This window comes from Mesorhizobium sp. (genome assembly GCF_017306585.1).
GTDB lineage: Bacteria > Pseudomonadota > Alphaproteobacteria > Rhizobiales > Rhizobiaceae > Mesorhizobium.
In genome coordinates, this window is the sequence record NZ_JAFKIC010000226.1 from 1 (window position 1) to 21,303 (window position 21,303).

A 21,303-nucleotide genomic window follows, 5' to 3' on the forward strand; every position below is an offset into this window, starting at 1 on the left:
CGCGCCGATCCACTTTCTCCCACAGGGGGAGAAGGGGAAGATGCGCATCACCCCAAAAAGGGCTTCGCTTTCATCGTCGCCGGCACCGGCACGCCGAGCCGGCTCAGAATGGTCGGCGCCAGCTGCAACTGGTCGAGCAGCACATCGCCCTCGGGTCCCTTGCCGGAACCGAAATAATACAGCGCGAAGTCCTGCATCTCGTCGTCATGGCCGCCATGGTGGCCACGGTCGGTCTGGCCGTGGTCGGCGGTGACCATCACCTCGTAGCCGGCGTCGATCCAGCCCGGCAGGAAACCCGCCAGCATGCCGTCCATGGCATAGCAGGCATGATCCATCTCGTGGCAGTCGTGGCCGAAGCGATGGCCCATCGAATCCAGCGTGCAGGTGTGCAGGATCCCGTAGTCGATGCCGTGGCGCTTCGTCAGCATGGTCAGGGTCGCGAACAGGTCGACGTCGCTCGGCGTCATCTGGTTGCGGGCATTGTAGCCGGTCATGGTGTGGAAGCGGCCGTGGGTGATCGGCCCGCCTGGCTCGTCATATTCCATGTCCTCGACCAGGTCGAAAGGATAGGAGCGGAAGAATTCCGACCAGTAGGAATGCGTCACCGCTCCGGTCTTGCCGCCGGCCTTGCTCACTTCGGAGAAGATGTCGGGCTGTTTGACCCGGAAGCGGTTCTCGTTGGAGAGGATGCCATGCACCTGTGGCGACACGCCGGTGTGGATCGAGGCATAACAGCAGGCCGAGGTCGAGGGCAGCACCGAGCGCATCTTCCACACTTGGGCCTCGCCTGACTGCACCCAGCCTTCGAGATTGCCCATCAGCCGTCGCCAGTTCCGGTAGGGCACGCCGTCGAGGATGATTAGCAGAAGCTTGGTGTCGAGCGCCATGGGCGGCTCCATCAGGTTTGGCAGTTGAAACGGGAACGCCGCGTGCGGTTTCCGGCGCGCGGCGTTCTTACACGTGAATCAGGCGGGCAGGGCCCGACTAAGCGTTGAGCCAGCACTCGGCGAGTGCGTAGCCGTCCATCATTTCGCCGATCGGGCTCTTGGCGAAGCCGCTGATCTTGTTGGTGGCGGCGGCATCGATGAACTGGTTGAAGAACGGCACGATCAGGCCGCCCTCGTCGCGCATCAGCACCGCCATGTCGTGGTAGATCGCCTTGCGCTTGGCCTGGTCGAGTTCGCCGCGCGCGGCGAACAGCATCTTGTCGAACTCCGGCCGCTTGAAGCGCGTGTCGTTCCAGTCGGCGGTCGAAACGTAGCCGGTGGAATACATCTGGTCCTGCGTCGCGCGCCCGCCCCAGTAGGAGAGCGAGAAGGGCTGCTTGTTCCAGACTTCCGACCAGTAGCCGTCGCCGGGCTCGCGCTTGATCTCGATCTTGATGCCGGCCTTGGCGCAGGACTGCTGGTAGAGCTGGGCGGCATCGACGGCGCCGGGGAAGGCGACATCCGAGGTGCGCAGCAGGATCGAGCCGCTATGGCCCGACTTCTTGTAGAGAGCAGCCGCCTTTTCCGGGTCGAACTTGCGCTGTTCGATGTCGGTCGAGAACAGCGGATAGGCCTCGTTGATCGGGAAGTCGTTGCCCGCCGAGCCGTAGCCGCGCAGGATCTTTTCCAGCATCTCCTCGCGGTCCATGGCGAGCTTCAGCGCCATGCGAAGGTCGTTGTTGTCGAAGGGCGCGGTGTCGCAGAACATGTTGAACGGATAGTAGCCCTTGCCCGAAACGTTCTCGATGCTGACGCCGGGGATGCGCTTGACCAGGTCGACCACCTTCGGCTCGACGCGGTTGATCATGTGCACCTGCCCGCCCTGAAGCGCCGCCAGCCGTGCCGTCGCATCGTTGATGACGACGATCTCGACCTGGTCGGCATGCCCCATTTTGTCGCCTTGCCAGTAATTGGCGAAGCGCTCGCCGCCATGGCGCACGCCCGGCTGGTTGACGGTGACCTTGTAGGGGCCGGCGCTGATGCCGGCATTGGGATTGTCCTTGCCGCCATTCGGCTGGATGACGAGATGGTAGTCGGCCATCAGATAGGGGAAATCGGCATCGGCATCGCCCAGCGTGACGATCACTTCCTTGCCGCTCGCCTTCACGCCCTTGATGTTCTTCAGGATGCCGAGCGCGCCGGACTTGGATTTTTCGTCGGCGTGGCGCTCGATGGTGGCGGCGATATCTTCGGCGACAACGGTCTTGCCATTGTGGAACTCGATGCCGTCGCGCACCTTGATCGTCCAGGTCTTGGCGTCCTTGGAGGCGCCGATCTCCTCGGCGATCAGGTTCGTCAGGCTGTTGTCCGGCATCAGCCGCACGAGATATTCGCCCCACTGCTTGCCGAAGCTGTAGGTGACCTGGCTGAGGTTCAGCGCGGGATCGAGGCTGTTGGTCGACTCGCCGCCCTGCAGACCGGCCTTGAGGACGCCGCCCTTGACCGGCGTCTGCGCGAAGGCTTTTCCGGCCAGCGTCGTTGCCAGCGCGGCGGACACGCCCAGTGCCGCGGTGCGGCCAAGGAAGTCGCGGCGCGAGATCCGGCCCTTGCCGGCGAGTTCAGCGAGATGGTCGAGTTCAGTCTTCATGTCCTACCCCTTGTTGAAAACAACGTCACACAGGCGGCGCCCGTCCGGAAGGACGTGTGGCGCTCCAGTGTTGCATGCGGATGACGGCAATCGCTCCAATGCAATTCCGGGCGGAAAACCGCTGCACGCTTTTCCCGGAATGGCCCTAATTCCCCGCACTGGCCATGCGCCGGCCCTTGATCGCCTTCTCCAGCCAGCCGATCTCCATCTCGGGAACCGACGACAGCAGCAGGTCCGTATAGGCATCGAAGGGCGGCGTGAGCACCTTGCTCTTCGAGCCGTAGCGGACCACTTCGCCGCGATACATCACCGCGATCGAATCGGCGATCGACTTCACCGTCGCGAGGTCGTGGGTGATGAAGAGATAAGCGACCTTCTCGTGCTCCTGCAGGTTCAAGAGCAGCTTGAGGATGCCGTTGGCCACCAGCGGATCGAGAGCCGATGTCACCTCATCGCAGATGATCAGCTTGGGCTTGGCGGCGAGCGAGCGGGCGATGCACACGCGCTGCTTCTGGCCGCCCGAAAGCTCGGCCGGGTAGCGGTCGACAAAGCCCTTGCCCATTTCGATTTCGTCAAGCAGTTCCGCCACGCGTTTGTCGCGCTCACGTCCCTTCATGCCGAAATAGAATTCGAGCGGCCGGCCGATGATGGTGCCGACGGTCTGGCGCGGATTCATCGCCACGTCGGCCATCTGATAGATCATCTGCAACTGGCGCAGATCCTCCTTCGGCCGGTCGGCAAGCCGGTTGGCCAGCGGTCGCCCGTCGAAAGTGACGCTGCCCTGTTCGGGCGGAAGCAACCCGGTGATGGCGCGCGCCAGCGTCGATTTCCCCGAACCGGACTCGCCGACCACCGCCAGCGTCTGGCCCGGATAGATATCGACCGAGACGTTCTTCAGCACCTTGACCTGGCCGCCGCCATAGGCGGCGGTGACGTTCTTCACCGACAGGAACGGCGTGGCCGCCGGCTTCTGTTCGGCATGCTCGATCTCATGCACCGACACCAGCGCGTTGGTGTATTCCTGGCGCGGCTCCTTGATGATCTGGCGGGTGCCGCCCCACTCGACCAGCCGGCCGTGGCGCAGCACCATGATCTCGTCGGAAACCTGGGCGACCACGGCAAGGTCGTGGGTGATGTAGAGCGCGGCGACATGGGTGTCTCGGATGGCGTCCTTGATCGCCGACAGCACGTCGATCTGTGTCGTCACGTCGAGCGCGGTGGTGGGTTCGTCGAAGACGATCAGGTCCGGTTCCGAACACAGCGCCATCGCCGTCATCACACGCTGCAGCTGGCCGCCCGAGACCTGATGCGGAAAACGCTCGCCGATCGTTTCGGGGTTGGGCAGGCTGAGCTTCTTGAACAGCGCGACGGCCCGCTTCTCGGCCTCCGCGCGCGTCGCCCTGCCGTGCAGCAGCGTGGCTTCCACGACCTGGTCCATCAGCCGATGGGCCGGATTGAAGGCTGCCGCGGCCGACTGCGCTACATAGCAGACCTCGCGGCCCCGCAATTTGCGGAAACCTTCCTTGCCACCCTTCAGGATGTCGCGTCCGTTGAGGATGACCTCGCCGCCGGTGATGCGCACGCCGCCACGGCCATAGCCCATGGACGACAGGCCGATGGTCGACTTGCCGGCGCCGGATTCTCCGATCAGGCCGAGCACCTTGCCCTTTTCCAGCGTCAGCGACACGTCATGGACGAGCGTGATTGTCTTCGGCGGCTCGCCGGGCGGATAGACCGTCGCCTCGATGCGCAGATTCCGGATGTCGAGGAGAGGGGTGGACTTCGCCTTGACGTCAGCCATCAGCCGCGCCCTCCCTTCAGGCTTGTCGTGCGGTTGAGCACCCAGTCGGCGACGAGATTGACCGAGATCGCCAGCGCCGCGATCGCCCCTGCCGGGATCAGCGCCGCGGCGATGCCGAAGACAATGCCGTCCTTGTTTTCCTTGACCATGCCGCCCCAGTCGGCATCCGGCGGTTGCACGCCGAGGCCGAGGAAGGAGAGCGTCGACAAAAACAGCACTGCATAGATGAAGCGCAGCCCGAGTTCCGAAACCAGCGGCGACAGCGCGTTGGGCAGGATCTCGCGGAAGATGATCCAGGCGCTGCCTTCGCCGCGCAACTTGGCGGCTTCGACATAATCCATGACGTTGATGTCGACCGCGACGGCGCGCGCCAGGCGGTAGACGCGCGTCGAATCGAGAATGCCCATCACCAGGATCAGCGTCACCAGATTGGTAGGCAGCACCGACAGAACGACCAGACCCATGATAAGCGTCGGGATCGACATCAGGAGGTCGACGAGACGCGACAGAATGGTGTCGAACCAGCCGCCGAACACCGCCGCCGAAAAGCCCAGAATGGCGCCGAGCGAGAAGGACAGCGCGGTGGCGAGCACGGCGATGAACAGCGTGATGCGGGCGCCGAAAATCATGCGCGACAGCAGATCGCGGCCGAGATTGTCGGTGCCCAGCCAATGCGCCGCCGACATCGGTTCCCAGACGTCACCGACGATCTCGGCATTGTCGTGGGGCGAAATCCACGGCGCAAAGAGCGCCGCCAGCACGAACAGGGCGGTCAGCACCAGGCCGATCAGTGCGGGAATAGGGATGCGTTTGATATCGAGCATATCAGCCCCCTATTTCGGATGTCTGAGACGCGGATTGGCGACGATTGCCGCTATGTCCGCGATGATGTTGAGGCTGATGTAGACTGCGGCGAAGATCAGGCCGACCGCCTGCACGACGGGGACGTCGCGCTTGGTGACATGATCGACCAGATATTGCCCCATGCCGGGATAGACGAAGATCACCTCCACCACGACGACGCCGACGATGAGATAGGCAAGGTTGAGCATCACGACGTTGATGATCGGCGCGATCGCGTTCGGGAAGGCATGCTTGCGGATGACCGCAAAAGCCGAAAGCCCCTTGAGTTCGGCCGTCTCGACATAGGCCGACTGCATGACGTTGAGGATCGCGGCGCGCGTCATGCGCATCATGTGAGCGAGCACGACCAGCGTCAGCGCTGTCGCCGGCAAGGCGATCGCCTGCATGCGTTCACCGAAAGGCATGCCGTCATAGACGGTCGAGATGGCGGGGAAGATCTGCCATTTCACGGCGAAGAAATAGACCAGGAGATAACCGATGAAGAATTCAGGAAAGGAGGTCGACGCCAGCGCCAGTCCGGAGATCAGCTTGTCGACCCAACCATTGCGGTAGCGCACCGCGATGAGGCCGAGGATGATGGCCAGCGGCACCGCCACGATCGCCGCCCAGAAGGCCAGGAACAGCGTGTTCCAGAGCCGGCCCTTGATCGAGGTGGCGATATCCTGGCCGCTGGACATGGCCGTACCGAGGTCGCCGGTCAGGACGCCGCCGAGCCAGTGGAAATACCTGAGATAGGCCGGCTCGTTGAGCCCCAGCTGCTCGCGCAGGTTGGCGAGCGACTCCGGTGTCGCCGACTGTCCCAGAATGGCTTGCGCGACGTCGCCGGGCAGGATCTGCGTGCCGGCGAAGATCAGGACCGATATGGCCAACAAAAGGAGGATGCCCAGCGCAATGCGCTGGGCAATTAGTCTCAGGATGGGTGAAGACATCTCTGCAAAGCCGGACTCAGGCCTGCAGCCAGCACTTCGCCAGGGCGTAGCCGTTCATCAACTCCTGGTGCGGATCGTCCACCCAGCCGTCCACCTTGGCGCCGGTGGCGTCGATGAACTGGTTGAACATCGGCAGAATCAGGCCGCCTTCGTCGCGCACCAGCACGGCCATGTCGTGGTACATCTGCTTGCGCTTGGTCTCGTCCAGTTCGGCGCGCGCCGCCAGCACCATCTTGTCGAAGTCCGGGCGCATGAAACGCGTGTCGTTCCAGTCGGCGGTCGACAGATAGGCGGTCGAGTACATCTGGTCCTGCGTCGAGCGGCCGCCCCAGTAGGAGGCGCAGAATGGCTGCTTGTTCCAGACCTCGTTCCAGTAGCCGTCGCCGGGCTCGCGCTTGAGCTCGATCTTGATGCCGGCCTTGGCCGCGCTCTGCTGGAAAAGCTGCGAGGCATCGACGGCGCCGGGGAAGGCGACGTCCGAGGTCCTGAGTAGCACCGTGCCGTCATGGCCTGACTTCTTGTAGTGGAACTTGGCCTTGTCGGGATCGTATTTGCGCTGCTCGATCTCGGTGAACAGCGGGTAGGACGCATTGATCGGGAAGTCGTTGCCGAGCGAGCCGTAGCCGCGCAGCACCTTGGTCAGCATCTCTTCGCGGTCGATCGCGAGCTTGAGCGCCATGCGCAGGTCGTTGTTGTCGAACGGCGCCGTGTTGCAATGCATGATGAACACATAGTGGCCGGGGCCGGCATGGTTGCGGATGGTGACGCCCGGCACGCGCTTGATCAGGTCGACGATCTTCGGCTCGACGCGGTTGATCATGTTGACCTGGCCGCCCTGCAGCGCCGCCGTGCGCGCGGTGGCGTCGTTGATGACGATCACCTCGATCTGGTCGGCATGGCCCATCTTGTCGCCCTGCCAATAGTTGGCGAAGCGCTCGCCGCCATGGCGCACGCCCGGTTCGTTGGTAACGACCTTGTAGGGGCCGGCGCCGATGCCGGCGTCGGGCTTGTCCTTGCCGCCATTGGGCTGGACGATCAGGTGATAGTCGCTGAGCAGGTAGGGAAGGTCGGCATTGGCCTCCTTCAGCGTCAGCACCACTTCCTTGCCGCTGGCCTTGATGGTCTCGATGCCCTTCATGTAGCCGAGCGCGCCGGATTTCGACTTCTCGTCCGAATGGCGTTCCAGCGTGGCGGCGACGTCGTCGGCAGTGACGGTCTTGCCGTTGTGGAACTCGACGCCGTCGCGGATCTTGAGCGTCCAGACCTTGGCGTCCTTGGACGAGCCGATCTCCTCGGCGATACGGTTCTCGAGCTTGCCCTCGGGCGACAGCTCGACGATCATTTCGCCCCAGCACTTGCCGAAGGCGAACGGCACCTGCGTCATCATCAGCGCCGGGTCGAGGCTGTTGGTCGATTCGCCGCCGACCAGGCCCGCCTTCAGCGTGCCGCCCTTGACCGGACCCGCCGCACGCGCCGCACTTGAAAGCAGCGAGTTGGCGAAGGGCGCGGCGATGCCGAGCGCTGCCGCCCGGCCCAGGAAATCACGACGGCTCAGTTTGCCGGACGCAACACGCCGGCTAAGGAATTCCAGTTCGTTTGACATTTGAGTTCCTCACTCTGTTGGTTCGACTCTGCGGTCGATTTTCTTGCTTGTTGTTAAGGGGAATAATGACCGCAAGGGAAAGCGGCAGGCAAGACCGAATGCGACATGCCGTGGCGTAAATGGCGCGTCGCATTTGGACCAATGAAATCCCTGCTCAAAGAAGTGCGCGCGGGACCTTTTCCTCGAAATCGCGCTCGAAGACGAGGGTTTCGCCCTCATAGGCCTCGATTCTGGCGCTGACGATGAAGTTTTGCGCGTCGGATCGCATCTCTGCCGACGTCTCGGTGCGTACCGACCATTCATTTCGCGACAGGGTCTGTGTCCAGTGCGTCTTGCCCGAGGCTGACAATGGGTTGTCAGGATGGATCGTCCAGGTCTCGCGCACGATGCTGCCGTTGACGAGCCCATGGTCGAGGTCGCGCACCTCGCCGAAATCGTCCGTTATCGAAAGCGTGACCATGCCGGTCTTCTCGTCGCGGTCGACATGGCGTTCCGAACTGGTGGGGCGAAGCGTCTCGGTCGCCCATGGCGTGGCGCCCTCCGGTTCCGCGAAGGTCGTCTCGTCGCCTGTCGCCAGCGGGCGCAGGGGCAGGTTGAGTGTCGCCGACGCGAGGTCGAGCCGGACCGGTTCCGGCGAGGGCCAGATGGCAGGCCAATATGCGGTGGAGACGGCGATACGCAGACGGTGGCCGGCCGGCACGCGGTAGGCGCACTGGTCGAGCACGACACGCGCCGACACGGTTTCATCAGGCACCAGCGCTTGCGGGAACTCATGCGATTGGCGATGCGTCAGGTTGAGAACGCCATAGGAGATCAATTCCGACGCGCCGTCCGGATGGACGTCGCACAACCGGACGGCGATGTTGGCCTGCGGCCGGTCCGAGGACACGCGCACCAGAAGTTCCGGCGCGCCGACAATGTCGATCGCTTCGCCGAGCGTCGGCTGGTCGAAACACACCGACAGCGCATCGTCCGGCCTCTGGTCGCCCGGCAGCTCGGGGCCGAAAGTGAAAGGAAAATACTCGCCGCCGGCCAGCCCGCAGGTCTGCGGCGACGCGACGATGGCGGGTGCTGCTCCCGCGGGGATCAGCTCGATCGTCTGCGTCCTGATGGCGGGCGACGGCCATTGTTTCGCCGCGACCCAGCGGCCGGGCCGCTCGGGGTGCCAGCGGGCGGGGCGAACGCTGTCCATGACGTAGGCGCGGTAGGCCGGGTCGACCTCGACGCCGGTCTCGGCACCTTTCAGCCAGTGGTCCCACCAGCGCAGCGCTTCCTGCAGGAAGCCGATGGCCGGCTGCGGTCCGGCATAATGCGGATATTTGTGGATCCAGGGACCGACGATGCCCTTCACCGGCGCCTTGATGTTGGTGACGAGGTTGGAGATCGTGTTGCGGTAGCCGTCGTGCCAGCCGCCGATGGACAGCACGGCAGCCTTGACCGCGGAAAAATCCTCGCAGATCGAGCCGCGTTTCCAGTAGGCGTCGCGGTGCTGGTGTTTCAGCCAGAGTGGCAGGAGGAACGACTGGTTCTCCAGCCTGGTCAGCCACAGGTCACGCCATCTGTTGTCGCCGGCGATCGCCGGATCCGGCGGCCGCGACGAATAGGACAGCATCGTCGAGGCCCAGCCGAAATTTTCGAGCAGCAGGCAGCCGCCCTTGTAGTGGATGTCGTCGGCATAGCGGTCGACGGTCGAGCACAGGCTGATCACCGCCTTCAGGGCCGGCGGGCCCTTGGCCGCCACCTGCAGGCAGTTGAAGCCGCCCCAGGAAATGCCCATCATGCCGACATTGCCGTTGCACCACGGCTGGGCGGCTGCCCAGGCGATGACGTCGCAGGCATCCTGCAATTCCTGCTCGGAATATTCGTCGTCCATCAACCCTTCGGAATCGCCATTGCCGCGCATGTCGACGCGGATCGAAGCGTAGCCGTGGCCGGCGAAATAGGGGTGTGTCAGCTGATCGCGAAAAATGGTGCCGTCGCGCTTGCGGTAGGGCAGATGCTCGAGGATGGCAGGCACCGGATCGTCGCCCGCGTCCTGCGGCATCCAGACCCGCGCCGACAACCGGCAACCGTCAGGCATGACGATGCCCATGTCGGGAAATTCGACGACCTTGCGGGGAAATTCGGTGATGGTTCTCATAGCGCCATAACGCCCGGTGCCGAGGCGACTTTCAATCGCCATTCGCGACTGGAGCAGCGAAATATGCGACTTGGGCCGCTAGCCGGTCTCCCGCCTCGGAACGCTCAGTTCAGCGGAATATCGTTTTCACCCTTGCTCGCCTGGTAGGCGCTCGACAGGTCGTCGTAGCGCGCCGCGATCTTGCCGATCCGCGTCTCCAGCCGGTTTCGCTCGGCCTCCGGCAACGCCCGCACCAACCGGCGTATGGAAAAGCTCTTCCAGTAGGCATTCTCGGCATTGTAGCCGCCGGGATCGAGGGTGAAGACTTCTTTCAGGATCTTCAGATCGTGCGGGATGGCGAAACTGTCGCGCGAATCCTCGTGGCTGAAGAGGTAGTAGAAATTGTCGAAGCCGGTCCAGGTTATCGCCGACAGGCAGAGCGAGCACGGCTCATGCGTGGCGATGAACAGCGCGTCCTTGGTGTCGACGCGCTCGGCTTTCGGCATTTCGTAAAAACGCTTCAGGCAATGCACCTCGCCATGCCAGAGCGGGTTTTCGATCTCGTTGTTGGTCTCGGCCAGCACCAGCGACCGGTCTTCCTTACGCAGGATCGCCGCGCCGAACAGCTTGTTGCCGTGGGCAACGCCTTCCGCCGTCTTCGGCACGATGTCGTGCTCGATGACGTCGAGCAGCCGGTCGATCAGCGAAATGTCGGTCATGTCGGGAATCCGGGAAATTCAGGGGAGATGGATCTCGTAGGCGTGCGAGAAATGGAATTCCTCGAGATTGGAGCCATCGCCGCCGCGGTCGACGATCAGGAAATCCTGGGGCTCGCCGAGCGGCGTCAGCACGCCGTGCCAGAGATTGCGCGAATAATTGATGCCTTGTCCCGGCGCGGTGATGAAGGCGTGCGGCTCGCCCGGCCCTTCCTTGCCGTCATGGCAGACGACAACCAGGAACGGACGCGGCGACAGCGGGATGAAGGCCTGGCTGCCGAAGGGATGGCGCTCGACCATCGTTAGTTTCAGCGGCAATTCGTAAGGCGTGCCGCGCACCATGGAGATCAGCACGCGGGCGTTCGGCCCCGCCGCCTCGGCGGTCGCCAGGTCATGATAGCGCTCGGCCCTGCCGCCATTGATCGGGTAATGGTTGTCGCCGCCCATGTCGATGACATCGCCAAAGGCGGCGAAGGCCTCACGGGTCAGCGGCCGTGCGACGATGCGGGTCACCGCGCGCGGCCGCCGATATCAGCCCCGCCCAGCTTGGCGTGCCGGTTGACGTCCTTGTAGAGCAGATAGCGGAACTTGCCCGGGCCGCCGGCATAGCAGGCCTGCGGGCAGAAGGCGCGCAGCCACATGAAGTCGCCGGCCTCGACCTCGACCCAGTCCTGGTTCAGCCGATAGACCGCCTTGCCCTCCAGCACGTAGAGCCCGTGCTCCATGACATGCGTTTCGGCGAAGGGAATGACCGCGCCCGGTTCCAGCGTGACGATGGTGACATGCATGTCGTGGCGCATGTCGGCGGGATCGACGAAGCGGGTCGTCGCCCAGCGGCCTTCTGTCCCGGGCATCGGGCTGGGCGCGACCTGCTGGTCGCTCGAGAAGAAGGCTTCCGGCGCATCGAGGCCTTCGACGGCCTCATAGGCCTTGCGGATCCAGTGGAAGCGGACGGCCGCACCGCTCCGGTTGCGCACCGTCCAGCCGCTCGCCGGCGGCAGGAAGGCAAAGCCGCCGGGCGCCAGCACATGCTTCTTGCCGGCAAGCGACACGGTGAGCTCGCCCTCGACCACGAACAGCACGCCCTCGGCCCTGGCATCGGGTTCGGGCCGGTCGCTGCCACCGCCGGGCAGGACTTCGACGATGTACTGTGAAAACGTCTCGGCAAAGCCCGACAGCGGCCTTGCGATGATCCAGGCCCTTGTGTCGTCCCAGAAAGGCAGCGGGCTGGTGACGATATCCTGCATCACGCCCTTGGGGATGACCGCATAGGCTTCGGTGAAGACGGCGCGTCCGGTCAGGAGCTCGTTCTGGCCGGGGTGGCCGCCATGCGGCGCATAATAGGTTCGCTCTAGCGTCTTGATCATATCCATTGGCCTTGATCCTATTGCGGGAGCATGTCTTTCAGCCGCAGCAGCGCGATGCGCTCGACCTGCTTGCAGGCTGTGTCGAATTCGGCGCCGCGGCTGTTGCCGATGCGGGTTTCGAATTCGGCGAGGATTTGCTCCTTTGTCTTGCCCTTCACCGCGATGATGAAGGGGAAACCGAAGGTGGTGACGTAGGCGGCGTTGAGCTTGGAAAACAGTTCGCGTTCCTTGTCGGTCAGCGCGTCGAGGCCTGCGGAGGCCTGTTCCCGGGTCGATTCGGCCGTCAGCCGCTTGGCCTTGGCCAGCTTGCCGGCGAGGTCGGGATGGGCGTTGAGCACGCCGAGCCGTTCAGTCTCGCTGGCGGCCCGGAAAATGCGGCACAGCGCATTGTGCAGGCCGCCCGCCGTGTCATGCGCCGGGCCGAGTTCCAGTTCGTAGGCGCGTTCGGCGATCCAGGGCGAATGCTCGAACACACCGCCGAAAGTGTGAACGAAGGTCTCGAATTCCATCTTCGAAGGGCGCAGTACCGCCGGCGCGTAGGGATGGTTTTCCTGCCAGTGACGGGCAATGTCGATGCGCCGCGCCAGCCAGACCTTGTCATGCGATTTGACATAGTCGACGAAGCGCTTCAGCGCCGCCACCCGCCCCGGCCGCCCGACGAGGCGGCAATGCAGGCCGATGTTCATCATGCGCGGCCGTCCCGCTTTGCCTTCGGCGTAGAGTGTGTCGAAACTGTCCTTCAGATAGGCGAAGAACTGGTCGCCCGAATTGAAGCCCTGCGGCGTTGCGAAACGCATGTCGTTGGCGTCGAGCGTGTAGGGAATGATGAGCTGCGTGCCGCCCTTGTGCTCGAACCAGTAGGGCAATTCGTCGTCATAGGTATCGGAAACGTAGTCGAAGCCGCCTTCCTCGGCGACGAGACGAACCGTGTTGACCGAGGTGCGGCCCGTATACCAGCCGGTCGGCCGCTGGCCGGTCACCTCGTAATGAAGCTTGATCGCCGCTTCGAGATCGCGGCGCTCGTCCTCGGCGCTGTGGTCGCGATAGTCGATCCATCGGAGCCCATGCGAGGCGATCTCCCAGCCGGCGTCCTGCATGGCCGTGACCTGGTCGGGCGATCGTGCCAGTGCCGTGGCGACGCCGTAGCAGGTGACAGGCACCTGCTCTTCGCTGAACAGCCGCAGCAGGCGCCAGAAGCCGGCCCGCGCGCCATATTCGTAGATCGATTCCATGTTCCAGTGGCGCTGGCCGACCCAGGGCGCGGCGCCGACGATTTCCGACAGGAAGGCCTCCGAGGCCTTGTCGCCATGGAGGACGCAGTTCTCGCCGCCCTCTTCGTAATTGACGACGAACTGCACCGCGACATGCGCGCCGCCAGGCCATTTCGGATCCGGCGGATTGGCTCCGTAGCCACGCATGTCTCTCTCGTAACGCATCGTCCCTCCACGCCCGGCATCACCGGAAGTATCGCCAGAATATCGAAAGGGCTGCTTGCGCATTCCCCTCAAAATTTTTGAAACTGTTTTTGTCGCGCTCCGCTCGACCGGGACTTATGCATCGCCTTTAATTGGCGCACAATTCATCACTAGTGTTCTGATGTACCTGGATGGGAGGCGGCCAATGGCAGAAACGTCGAAAGCCGGTGGCGGGCGTCTGACGACCCATGTCCTGGACACGGCAACCGGCATGCCGGCGGCTGGATTGTCGATCGCGCTCTATCGCCTCGACGGCCCGGCCCGGGCGCATCTGAAGAGCGTCGTCACCAATTCCGACGGCCGCTGCGACGCCCCGTTGCTGGCCGGCCAGGAGTTCCTCACCGGCGAATATGAACTGGTGTTCGCCGCCGGAGACTATCTGCGCGGCCAGGGCACGAAACTGCCCGAGCCGGCTTTCCTCGACAGCGTGCCGATCCGCTTCGGCATGGCGGAGGAGCGGCATTATCATGTTCCGCTCTTGATATCTCCCTACGGCTACTCGACCTATCGGGGGAGCTGAGACATGGCGAAGATCGACATCCGCAACGAAATCCGTTTCATCCTCAATGGCAGGGATGTCGCGCTGTCCTCCGTGGCACCGGACGCGACCTTGCTCGACTGGCTGCGGCTCGACCGTTCGCTGCGCGGCACCAAGGAAGGCTGCGCCGAGGGCGATTGCGGCGCCTGTACCGTGCTGGTCGGCAAGCTCTCGGCGGCTGGACTGGTCTATGAAAGCGTCAATGCCTGCATCCGCTTCCTCGGCTCGCTGGACGCCACCCATGTCGTGACGGTCGAGCATCTGCGCGGCGAGCCGGGCAAGCTGCATCCGGTGCAGCAGGCAATGGTCGATTTCCACGGCTCGCAATGCGGCTTTTGCACGCCGGGCTTCATCATGTCGCTCTACGGGCTGTGGATGAAGTCGCCGGATCCTTCCAATGCGGCCATCGAAAAGGCGCTGCAGGGCAATCTCTGCCGCTGCACCGGCTATGAGGCGATCATGCGTGCCGCGCACGCCATTTCCACCTATGGCAAAGCGGCGAAAGACCCGTTGGCCCTGGAGCGCCAGGACATTATGGAGCGGCTGCAAGCGCTGCATGACCGCGCCAGGGTCGAGATCGGCGCCGGCAAGAAGCGGCTGATCGTGCCGGCCGATGCCGACGATTTCGCCGCCGTCTTCGCGACCGAACCGACAGCGACGGTCGTCGCCGGTTCGACCGATGTCGGCTTGTGGGTGACCAAGCACATGCGCGACATCTCGCCGGTCATCTTCATCGGCAATCTCGACGGGCTTGGCGGCATCACCGAAGACAAGGGCGTGATATCGATCGGCGCCGGCGTCACCTATACCGAAGCCTTCTCGACGCTGTCGAAACGCATTCCCGCACTCGGTCCGCTGGTCGATCGCATCGGCGGCGAGCAGGTGCGCAACATGGGCACCATCGGCGGCAACATCGCCAACGGTTCGCCGATCGGCGACACGCCGCCGCCGCTGATTGCGCTCGGCGCGCGCCTCACGCTGCGCAAGGGCGATGAACGGCGCACGATTCCCTTGCAGGACTTCTTCATCGCCTACGGCAAGCAGGACCGTCAGCCCGGCGAGTTCGTCGAAGCCGTGCATGTGCCGGTGCCGGCAAAGGACACGAAATTCGCCGTCTACAAGGTCACCAAGCGTCGCGACGAGGACATCACCGCGACCCTTGGCGCTTTCTGCCTGACCCTGGCCGAGGATGGCTCTGTGGCCGACATCCGCATCGCCTATGGCGGCATGGCGGCGACGCCGAAGCGGGCCTCCGCCGTCGAGAAGGCGCTGGTCGGCAAGGTCTGGAACGAAGCGACGGTTGAAGCCGCCATGTCCGAATATGCCAGCGATTTCACGCCGCTCACCGATATGCGCGCGACAGCGGCCTACCGGGCCCTGGCGGCGAAAAACCTTTTGCTGCGCTTCTATGTGGAAACCACCGGCACCAAGGCGCCGTTCCAGGTTTCACGCAGCGAGGCGGCATGATGAACAAGCACACCACGCCTAACCTGAAGGCCGAGAAGATCGTTGGCGGCGTCGCTACCGACCAGCGGCATGATTCCGCCCACAAACATGTCAGCGGCAGCGCCGTCTATATCGACGACATGCCGGAACCGGCCGGCACGCTGCATGTCGGGCTCGGCCTGTCGAAGGTGGCGCACGGCACCCTGAAAAGCGTCGATCTCTCGGCGGTGCGCGCGGCGCCCGGCGTCGTCGACGTCCTGACCTATGCCGACGTGCCTGGCGAAAACGATGTCTCGCCCAGCAACATGCACGACGATCCGGTGCTGGCGGAAGGCAAGGTGCAGTTCTTCGGCCAGCCGATCTTCGCGGTGATCGCCGAGACGCGGGAGGCCGCCCGTCGCGCCGCGCGCTTTGCAAAGATCGAGTATGACGAGCTCCCGGCGCTGATCGGCATCTGGGACCTCGACCCGGTCAAGGACAAGCAGGTGACCACGCCGCTGACCTTGCGGCGCGGCGACGCGGCCGCGGCAATCGCCGCGGCGCCCCGCCGGGTCAAGGGGCGCATGAAGCTCGGCGGTCAGGATCATTTCTATCTCGAAGGCCAGGTTTCGCTCGCCGTGCCGGGCGAGGATGACGAAGTCATCGTCTATTGCTCCACCCAGGGACCGAGCGAGACCCAGCACCTGGTCGCCCACGCGCTGGGCGTCCCGAGCCATGCCGTGACCGTGGAAGTCCGCCGCATGGGCGGCGGCTTCGGCGGCAAGGAAACCCAGGCCAACCAGTGCGCGGCCATCGCCGCCATCGCGGCCAAGAGGCTGAAGCGGGCGGTCAAAATCCGGCTCGATCGCGACGAGGACATGACCGCCACTGGCAAGCGGCACGACTTCGCCATCGATTATGAAGTAGGCTTCGACGACGAGGGCAGAATCCTCGGCGTCGATTTCATGTTCGCGCTCAATGCCGGGTTCTCGGCCGACCTGTCCGGTCCGGTCGGCGACCGCGCGCTGTTTCATTGCGACAACGCCTATTTCTACCCGAACGTTCACGCCAAATCGGCGCCGCTCTATACCAACACGGTTTCCAACACCGCGTTCCGCGGCTTCGGCGGTCCGCAAGGCATGGTCGGGGCCGAGCGCGTCATCGACGAGGTCGCCTTCGCCGTCGGCAAGGACCCGCTCGAAATCCGCAAGCTGAATTTTTACGACCCGATGGAGGCGATCGGTCACCGCAACGTCACGCCCTATCACCAGAAGGTCGAGGACTGCATCATCCAGCGTGTCGTGGCGGAACTGGAAGAGAGCGCCGGCTACGCAAGGCGGCGGCGCGAGATCAGGGCCTTCAACGCCAACAGCCGCTTCATCAAGCGCGGCCTGGCGCTGACGCCGGTCAAGTTCGGCATCTCCTTCACCAAGACCGAATCCAACCAGGCCGGCGCGCTGGTGCATGTCTATGCCGACGGCTCGGTGCACATGAACCATGGCGGCACCGAAATGGGCCAGGGGCTGCATCTCAAGGTGGCGCAGGTCGTGGCGGAGGAATTCCAGATCGACCTCGACCGGGTCAAGATCACCGCCACCACGACCGCCAAGGTGCCCAACACTTCGCCGACGGCGGCGTCCTCCGGCGCCGATCTCAACGGCATGGCGGCGCAGAACGCCGCCCGCCAGATCCGCGAGCGGCTGACCGACTTCGCCGCCGAAAGATATCAGGTTCCCGTCGACCAGGTCGTGTTCCTGCCCAATCGGGTGCGCATCGGCAATCAGGAGGTCTCCTTCAACGATCTGGTCAAGCAGGCCTATATCGCGCGTGTCCAGCTTTCGGCGGCCGGCTTCTACAAGACGCCGAAAATCCATTGGGACCGCAGCAAGGGCCAGGGTCACGCCTTCTATTACTACGCCTATGGCGCGGCCTGCGCGGAAGTGTCGGTCGACACGCTGACCGGTGAATATGTCGTCGAGCGCGCCGACATCCTGCACGATTGCGGCCGGTCGCTGAACCGCGCCATCGACATCGGCCAGGTCGAGGGCGGCTTCATACAGGGCATGGGCTGGCTGACGACCGAGGAACTGTGGTGGGACGATAAGGGCCGGCTGCGCACCCATGCGCCGTCCACCTACAAGATCCCGCTGGCTTCGGACCGCCCGAAGATTTTCAACGTGGCGCTGACCGACTGGTCGCAGGCCTATGAGCCGACCATCCATCGCTCCAAGGCGGTCGGCGAGCCGCCGCTGCCGCATGGCATGTCGGTTCTGCACGCCTTGTCGGATGCGGTGGCCAGTGTCGCCGATCACAGGATCTGCCCCCGCCTCGATGCGCCGGCGACGCCGGAACGCGTGCTGATGGCGATCGAGCGGCTGAAGAAAGAGGTCAAGGGCGGCGCCTGAAAGCCGGCAAAGATGCAATCCGGGCTGGAAAAGCCTATATTCCCTGTTCGGGAACGTGAGAAATGAACTCGAAAGTGCAAAGCCTGAAAGCCTTTCTGAGCAGCGCCGGCCGGCTTGCCTTGGTCGAGGTGGCGGGCACCAAGGGCTCGACGCCGCGCGAGAAGGGCGCCTTCATGCTTGTCTCGCCGACGGCGATCTTCGGCACGATCGGCGGTGGCCAGCTCGAATATATGGCCATCGACAAGGCCAGGCAGATGCTTCCCTCTTCAAAAGGAAGGCGTGCCCGCATCGAGGTCGACGAGATCTGCGCCACGCTCGACATTCCGCTGGGGCCTGAAATCGGCCAATGCTGTGGCGGCCGCGTGGAGGTGCTTATCCGCATCGTCGACAAAGGGCTCGAGGCTGAAATGATCCAGGCCGCCGAAGCCGAGGAAGCGCACCTGCCGCATGTCTACATCTTTGGCGGCGGCCATGTCGGCCAGGCGCTGGCTTCGGCGGTTGCGCTGCTTCCTGTCCACGGCGTCGTCATCGAGACCCGCGCCGAAGCGCTGGAAGGCATGCCGGAAACCGTCGAAACACGGCTGACGCCGATGCCCGAAGCAGAGGTGAGAAAGGCGCCGCCAGGCACCGCCTTCGCCATCCTAACGCACGACCACGCGCTGGATTTCCTCATCGTCGCCGAAGCGCTGAAACGTGACGACGCGGCCTATGTCGGCATGATCGGCTCGAAGACCAAGAAAGCCACCTTCAGGAACTGGTTCCTGAAATCGGCTGATGGCACTGAAATGGAGTTTGCCCGCCTCGTCTCGCCGATCGGCGGCGACGCCGTCAAGGACAAGCGCCCGCCGGTCATAGCCGCGCTGGCCGCCGCCGAAATCATGACGGCTGTGGTGGTTCATAACGCGGCATCGGAGGCCGGTTACGAGGTCCAGCGCCATAAGGCCATAGCCCGCTGATCCCGCCGGATTGCAGCCTATCCTTTTCAATCGCATGACAGGCACGTTTGCTGTATCCCGGCATTGCAGCATGGGACCAAGACATATGGACGTTCTGAAGATCGCCGCGTTTTCGGATGACAACACCGGCGGCAATCCTGCCGGCGTTCTGATCGGCGATACCTTGCCCGAGGCCGACGAAATGCAGCGCATCGCGGCTGAAGTCGGGTTTTCGGAAACCGCCTTCGCCACGCGTGAAGGCGACAACTGGCGCGTGCGCTATTTCTCGCCGGAATCGGAGGTTCCCTTCTGCGGTCACGCCACCATCGCCCTTGGCGCGGCGCTGGTCCGGCAATTTGGCGATGGAACGTTCCCGCTCATCCTCAATCAGGCGAACATCACGGTCGAGGGGTTCCGCGATGGCGCGAACATCGCTGCCGCCTTGCAGTCTCCACCAACCCGCAGCAAGCCGGCCTCGCCGGAACTGGTTGCCGAGGCATTGGCATTGTTCGGTTACTCAGCCACCGATCTCGATCCGGCGATCGCGCCGGCGCTGATCCATGGCGGCGCGGACCATCTCGTTCTGGCGCTCAAGTCGCGTGAGGCGTTGTCCGCCATGCGCTACGACCTGAAGGCCGGGCAGGTCCTCATGCGTCGTGAAGGGCTGGTAACCATCCTGCTGGCCCATGCCGAAACGCCGCGCCTCTTCCATACGCGCAATCCCTTCGCTTCCGGCGGGGTCTATGAGGATCCTGCCACCGGCGCCTCGACGGCCGCCTTTGCCGGCTATCTCAGAGACCTCGGCTGGCCGCATGGCGGCGCGATCGATGTCGTCCAGGGCGAGGACATGGGCATGCGTTCGCGCCTGCAAGCCCAGATCGGTCCGGAAATCGGCGGCTCGATCAGGGTTTCCGGCACCGCCCGCATGATGGACGAGGCATAGAAGCGAATGGCCTCAGGCCGGCCGTTTCAAGCCCAGATGCTCGCGTAGCGTGGGGCCTTCATACTCCTTGCGGAACAGGCCACGACGTTGCAGTTCCGGCACGACCAACTTCGCGAAGGCGTCGAGTTCGCCGGGAAAATAGGACGGCATGACGTTGAAGCCGTCGGCGGCGCCGCCTTCGAAGCGCGCCTGCAATTCGTCCGCGACCTGCACTGCCGTCCCGACAATGCGCCAATGGCCGCGCGCGCCGGCGAAGTGGCGGGCTAGCTGGCGGATCGAAAGTCCGTCGCGCCGCGACTGCTCGACGACCAGCGCCTGCCGGCTTTTCATCCCCTCGCTCTCGGGCAATTCGGGCAGCGGCCCGTCGATCGGATAGCGCCATAGGTCGGAAATGCTGAGATAGCTGGACAGCAGCGCGACGCCGACATCGTCCGGGATCAGCGCCTGCAATTCCTCGAATTTCTCGCGCGCTTCCGTCTCGGTTTCCGCCACCACGGGCGCCACGCCGGGCATGATCTTGATGTCGTCGGGCTCGCGGCCATAGGCTGCCATGCGCCCCTTGAGATCGTCATAGAAGGCTTTTGCTTCCTCGAAAGTCTGTGCCGCCGTGAACACGACATCGGCGGTGCGGGCGGCGAGGTCGCGGCCGACATCCGACGCTCCCGCCTGCACCATGACAGGCGCGCCTTGCGGCGAACGCGGCAGGTCGAGCGGATCGCGCACCGAAAAGCTCTGGCCTTCATGTCCGGAGCCGGGATTGCCGCTCCACAGCTGGTTCACCACCTCGGCGAATTCGCGTGCCCGCTCATAGCGGTCGGCATGGGGCTTGAGGCCGGTCGCGCCGAAGTTGGCGGCCTCTATAGGGCTGGCCGAGGTGACGAGATTCCAGCCGGCGCGGCCGCCGCTCAGATGATCGAGCGACAGGAAGGTCCGCGCCAGCCCGTAGGGCTCGTTGTAGCTGGTGGAGGCGGTGGAAACGAGGCCGATGCGGCTGGTCTGCGCGGCGAGCGCCGAAAGCAGGCTGATCGGCTCGAAGCCAATCGAGCGCGACGTCTGGCTGGCGATACCGACATTGGCTTCGCGCAAGCCCGCGGCGTCCTCGCAGAAGATCATGTCGAACTTGGCCGCTTCCGCCATGCGCGCCAGCTGGATGTAATGATCGATATCGATGCCCGCGGTGACATGCGCCTTGGGATGGCGCCAGGCGGCGATGTGGTGGCCGGTCGCCCACAGGAAGGCGCCGAGCTTCATCTGGGCGGTCATTGGTCACCTCCGCCGGCAAGCCCGAGATGCGAGCGCAAGGTCGCGCCCCGATAGGCGTCTCGCAGCAGTCCGCGCCGTCTCAGATCCGGCAGAACGCGATCGGTGAAATCTCCGAGTACGGAAAGCTGTGCCGGCAGCCGGATGCTGAAGCCATCGCGGTTTTTCGAACGGAACTCTTCTTCCAGCCGGTCGGCCAATCCGCCCATGCCCTCGGCGGCGACCGACACGTCAGCCAGTATCTTAACCGCATCCGGTTCGCGACCGCAGTCCGAAACGCGGCGCTTGAGATTATCGCTGTATGCCTTTTCCTGCGCCTGCCGCTCGTCGAGCAGGATGACGTCGGCGG

17 protein-coding genes and 1 pseudogene are annotated in these 21,303 nt (G+C 64.1%); 5 read left to right on the forward strand and 13 right to left on the reverse strand.

Annotated elements, in window-relative coordinates:
- Positions 1-47: 47 nt before the first annotated feature.
- From J0I79_RS27630 to puuE, 11 genes are all read right to left on the reverse strand, one after another.
- Entirely contained in the window at positions 48-887 is an 840-nt protein-coding gene (locus tag J0I79_RS27630) for an alkaline phosphatase family protein (protein WP_292866854.1), read from the reverse strand.
- 97 nt (positions 888-984) lie between these two features.
- Positions 985-2,574, reverse strand: a complete 1,590-nt coding sequence (locus J0I79_RS27635) for an ABC transporter substrate-binding protein (protein ID WP_292866856.1) — start codon at positions 2,572-2,574, stop codon at positions 985-987.
- Between the two features lie 145 nt (positions 2,575-2,719).
- Positions 2,720-4,375 carry an ABC transporter ATP-binding protein gene (locus J0I79_RS27640; RefSeq protein ID WP_292866858.1) on the reverse strand — a complete coding sequence of 552 codons (1,656 nt, stop codon included), beginning with the start codon at positions 4,373-4,375 and terminating at the stop codon, positions 2,720-2,722.
- A complete protein-coding gene (locus J0I79_RS27645; RefSeq protein ID WP_292866860.1) occupies positions 4,375-5,199 on the reverse strand; it encodes an ABC transporter permease in 825 nt (274 codons plus the stop codon). The genes J0I79_RS27640 and J0I79_RS27645 overlap by 1 nt, the downstream gene beginning before the upstream one ends.
- 9 nt (positions 5,200-5,208) lie before the next feature.
- Positions 5,209-6,168, reverse strand: a complete 960-nt coding sequence (locus tag J0I79_RS27650; RefSeq protein ID WP_137929022.1) for an ABC transporter permease — start codon at positions 6,166-6,168, stop codon at positions 5,209-5,211.
- A 16-nt stretch (positions 6,169-6,184) separates the two neighbouring features.
- The gene (locus tag J0I79_RS27655; RefSeq protein ID WP_292866865.1) at positions 6,185-7,771 is read right to left on the reverse strand and encodes an ABC transporter substrate-binding protein; all 1,587 of its coding nucleotides are present in this window, start codon (positions 7,769-7,771) and stop codon (positions 6,185-6,187) included.
- Between the two features lie 154 nt (positions 7,772-7,925).
- Positions 7,926-9,911, reverse strand: a complete 1,986-nt coding sequence (locus J0I79_RS27660; protein WP_292866887.1) for a CocE/NonD family hydrolase — start codon at positions 9,909-9,911, stop codon at positions 7,926-7,928.
- Positions 9,912-10,015: 104 nt separating this feature from the next.
- Positions 10,016-10,609 carry a nucleoside deaminase gene (locus J0I79_RS27665; protein WP_292866867.1) on the reverse strand — a complete coding sequence of 198 codons (594 nt, stop codon included), beginning with the start codon at positions 10,607-10,609 and terminating at the stop codon, positions 10,016-10,018.
- 18 nt (positions 10,610-10,627) lie between these two features.
- A complete protein-coding gene (locus J0I79_RS27670; protein WP_292866869.1) occupies positions 10,628-11,119 on the reverse strand; it encodes an ureidoglycolate lyase in 492 nt (163 codons plus the stop codon).
- Positions 11,116-11,979 (reverse strand): bifunctional allantoicase/(S)-ureidoglycine aminohydrolase, encoded by an 864-nt coding sequence (locus tag J0I79_RS27675; RefSeq protein WP_292866871.1) that lies wholly within the window; start codon positions 11,977-11,979, stop codon positions 11,116-11,118. Before J0I79_RS27675 ends, J0I79_RS27670 begins: the two co-directional genes overlap by 4 nt.
- Before the next feature lie 11 nt (positions 11,980-11,990).
- Positions 11,991-13,409 carry an allantoinase PuuE gene (gene puuE, locus J0I79_RS27680; RefSeq protein WP_292866873.1) on the reverse strand — a complete coding sequence of 473 codons (1,419 nt, stop codon included), beginning with the start codon at positions 13,407-13,409 and terminating at the stop codon, positions 11,991-11,993.
- Positions 13,410-13,593: 184 nt separating this feature from the next.
- Between puuE and uraH the strand changes: the two genes are divergently transcribed.
- The 5 genes from uraH (at position 13,594) to J0I79_RS27705 (ending at position 19,694) form a co-directional block, all read left to right on the forward strand.
- Positions 13,594-13,968: a hydroxyisourate hydrolase gene (gene uraH, locus J0I79_RS27685; protein WP_292866875.1), complete on the forward strand. Its 375-nt coding sequence runs from the start codon at positions 13,594-13,596 to the stop codon at positions 13,966-13,968.
- 3 nt (positions 13,969-13,971) lie between these two features.
- Positions 13,972-15,453 (forward strand): xanthine dehydrogenase small subunit, encoded by a 1,482-nt coding sequence (gene xdhA, locus J0I79_RS27690; protein ID WP_292866877.1) that lies wholly within the window; start codon positions 13,972-13,974, stop codon positions 15,451-15,453.
- Positions 15,453-17,816, forward strand: a complete 2,364-nt coding sequence (gene xdhB / locus J0I79_RS27695; RefSeq protein WP_292866879.1) for a xanthine dehydrogenase molybdopterin binding subunit — start codon at positions 15,453-15,455, stop codon at positions 17,814-17,816. Before xdhA ends, xdhB begins: the two co-directional genes overlap by 1 nt.
- 62 nt (positions 17,817-17,878) lie before the next feature.
- Positions 17,879-18,772 carry a xanthine dehydrogenase accessory protein XdhC gene (xdhC, locus tag J0I79_RS27700; protein WP_292866881.1) on the forward strand — a complete coding sequence of 298 codons (894 nt, stop codon included), beginning with the start codon at positions 17,879-17,881 and terminating at the stop codon, positions 18,770-18,772.
- Positions 18,773-18,857: 85 nt separating this feature from the next.
- Complete coding sequence (locus J0I79_RS27705; protein WP_292866883.1) at positions 18,858-19,694, forward strand: PhzF family phenazine biosynthesis protein; 837 nt, start codon at positions 18,858-18,860, stop codon at positions 19,692-19,694.
- A 12-nt stretch (positions 19,695-19,706) separates the two neighbouring features.
- Here J0I79_RS27705 and J0I79_RS27710 read toward each other — a convergent pair whose 3' ends face one another.
- Together J0I79_RS27710 and J0I79_RS27715 are read right to left on the reverse strand one after the other, a co-directional pair.
- Positions 19,707-20,957 carry an LLM class flavin-dependent oxidoreductase gene (locus J0I79_RS27710; RefSeq protein ID WP_292866885.1) on the reverse strand — a complete coding sequence of 417 codons (1,251 nt, stop codon included), beginning with the start codon at positions 20,955-20,957 and terminating at the stop codon, positions 19,707-19,709.
- A pseudogene (locus J0I79_RS27715) lies at positions 20,954-21,303 on the reverse strand (nitrilotriacetate monooxygenase); the annotation flags it as partial. The pseudogene J0I79_RS27715 and the gene J0I79_RS27710, both read right to left, overlap by 4 nt.

What these genes read in the sequence shown, in the direction of transcription:
- J0I79_RS27630 (WP_292866854.1), bottom strand. Translation starts at nt 887, where the DNA reads ATGGCGCTCGACACCAAGCTTCTGCTAATCATCCTCGACGGCGTGCCC.
- J0I79_RS27635 (WP_292866856.1), bottom strand. Translation starts at nt 2,574, where the DNA reads ATGAAGACTGAACTCGACCATCTCGCTGAACTCGCCGGCAAGGGCCGG.
- J0I79_RS27640 (WP_292866858.1), bottom strand. Translation starts at nt 4,375, where the DNA reads ATGGCTGACGTCAAGGCGAAGTCCACCCCTCTCCTCGACATCCGGAAT.
- J0I79_RS27645 (WP_292866860.1), bottom strand. Translation starts at nt 5,199, where the DNA reads ATGCTCGATATCAAACGCATCCCTATTCCCGCACTGATCGGCCTGGTG.
- J0I79_RS27650 (WP_137929022.1), bottom strand. Translation starts at nt 6,168, where the DNA reads ATGTCTTCACCCATCCTGAGACTAATTGCCCAGCGCATTGCGCTGGGC.
- J0I79_RS27655 (WP_292866865.1), bottom strand. Translation starts at nt 7,771, where the DNA reads ATGTCAAACGAACTGGAATTCCTTAGCCGGCGTGTTGCGTCCGGCAAA.
- J0I79_RS27660 (WP_292866887.1), bottom strand. Translation starts at nt 9,911, where the DNA reads ATGAGAACCATCACCGAATTTCCCCGCAAGGTCGTCGAATTTCCCGAC.
- J0I79_RS27665 (WP_292866867.1), bottom strand. Translation starts at nt 10,609, where the DNA reads ATGACCGACATTTCGCTGATCGACCGGCTGCTCGACGTCATCGAGCAC.
- J0I79_RS27675 (WP_292866871.1), bottom strand. Translation starts at nt 11,979, where the DNA reads ATGGATATGATCAAGACGCTAGAGCGAACCTATTATGCGCCGCATGGC.
- puuE (WP_292866873.1), bottom strand. Translation starts at nt 13,409, where the DNA reads ATGCGTTACGAGAGAGACATGCGTGGCTACGGAGCCAATCCGCCGGAT.
- uraH (WP_292866875.1), top strand. Translation starts at nt 13,594, where the DNA reads ATGGCAGAAACGTCGAAAGCCGGTGGCGGGCGTCTGACGACCCATGTC.
- xdhA (WP_292866877.1), top strand. Translation starts at nt 13,972, where the DNA reads ATGGCGAAGATCGACATCCGCAACGAAATCCGTTTCATCCTCAATGGC.
- xdhB (WP_292866879.1), top strand. Translation starts at nt 15,453, where the DNA reads ATGAACAAGCACACCACGCCTAACCTGAAGGCCGAGAAGATCGTTGGC.
- xdhC (WP_292866881.1), top strand. Translation starts at nt 17,879, where the DNA reads ATGAACTCGAAAGTGCAAAGCCTGAAAGCCTTTCTGAGCAGCGCCGGC.
- J0I79_RS27705 (WP_292866883.1), top strand. Translation starts at nt 18,858, where the DNA reads ATGGACGTTCTGAAGATCGCCGCGTTTTCGGATGACAACACCGGCGGC.
- J0I79_RS27710 (WP_292866885.1), bottom strand. Translation starts at nt 20,957, where the DNA reads ATGACCGCCCAGATGAAGCTCGGCGCCTTCCTGTGGGCGACCGGCCAC.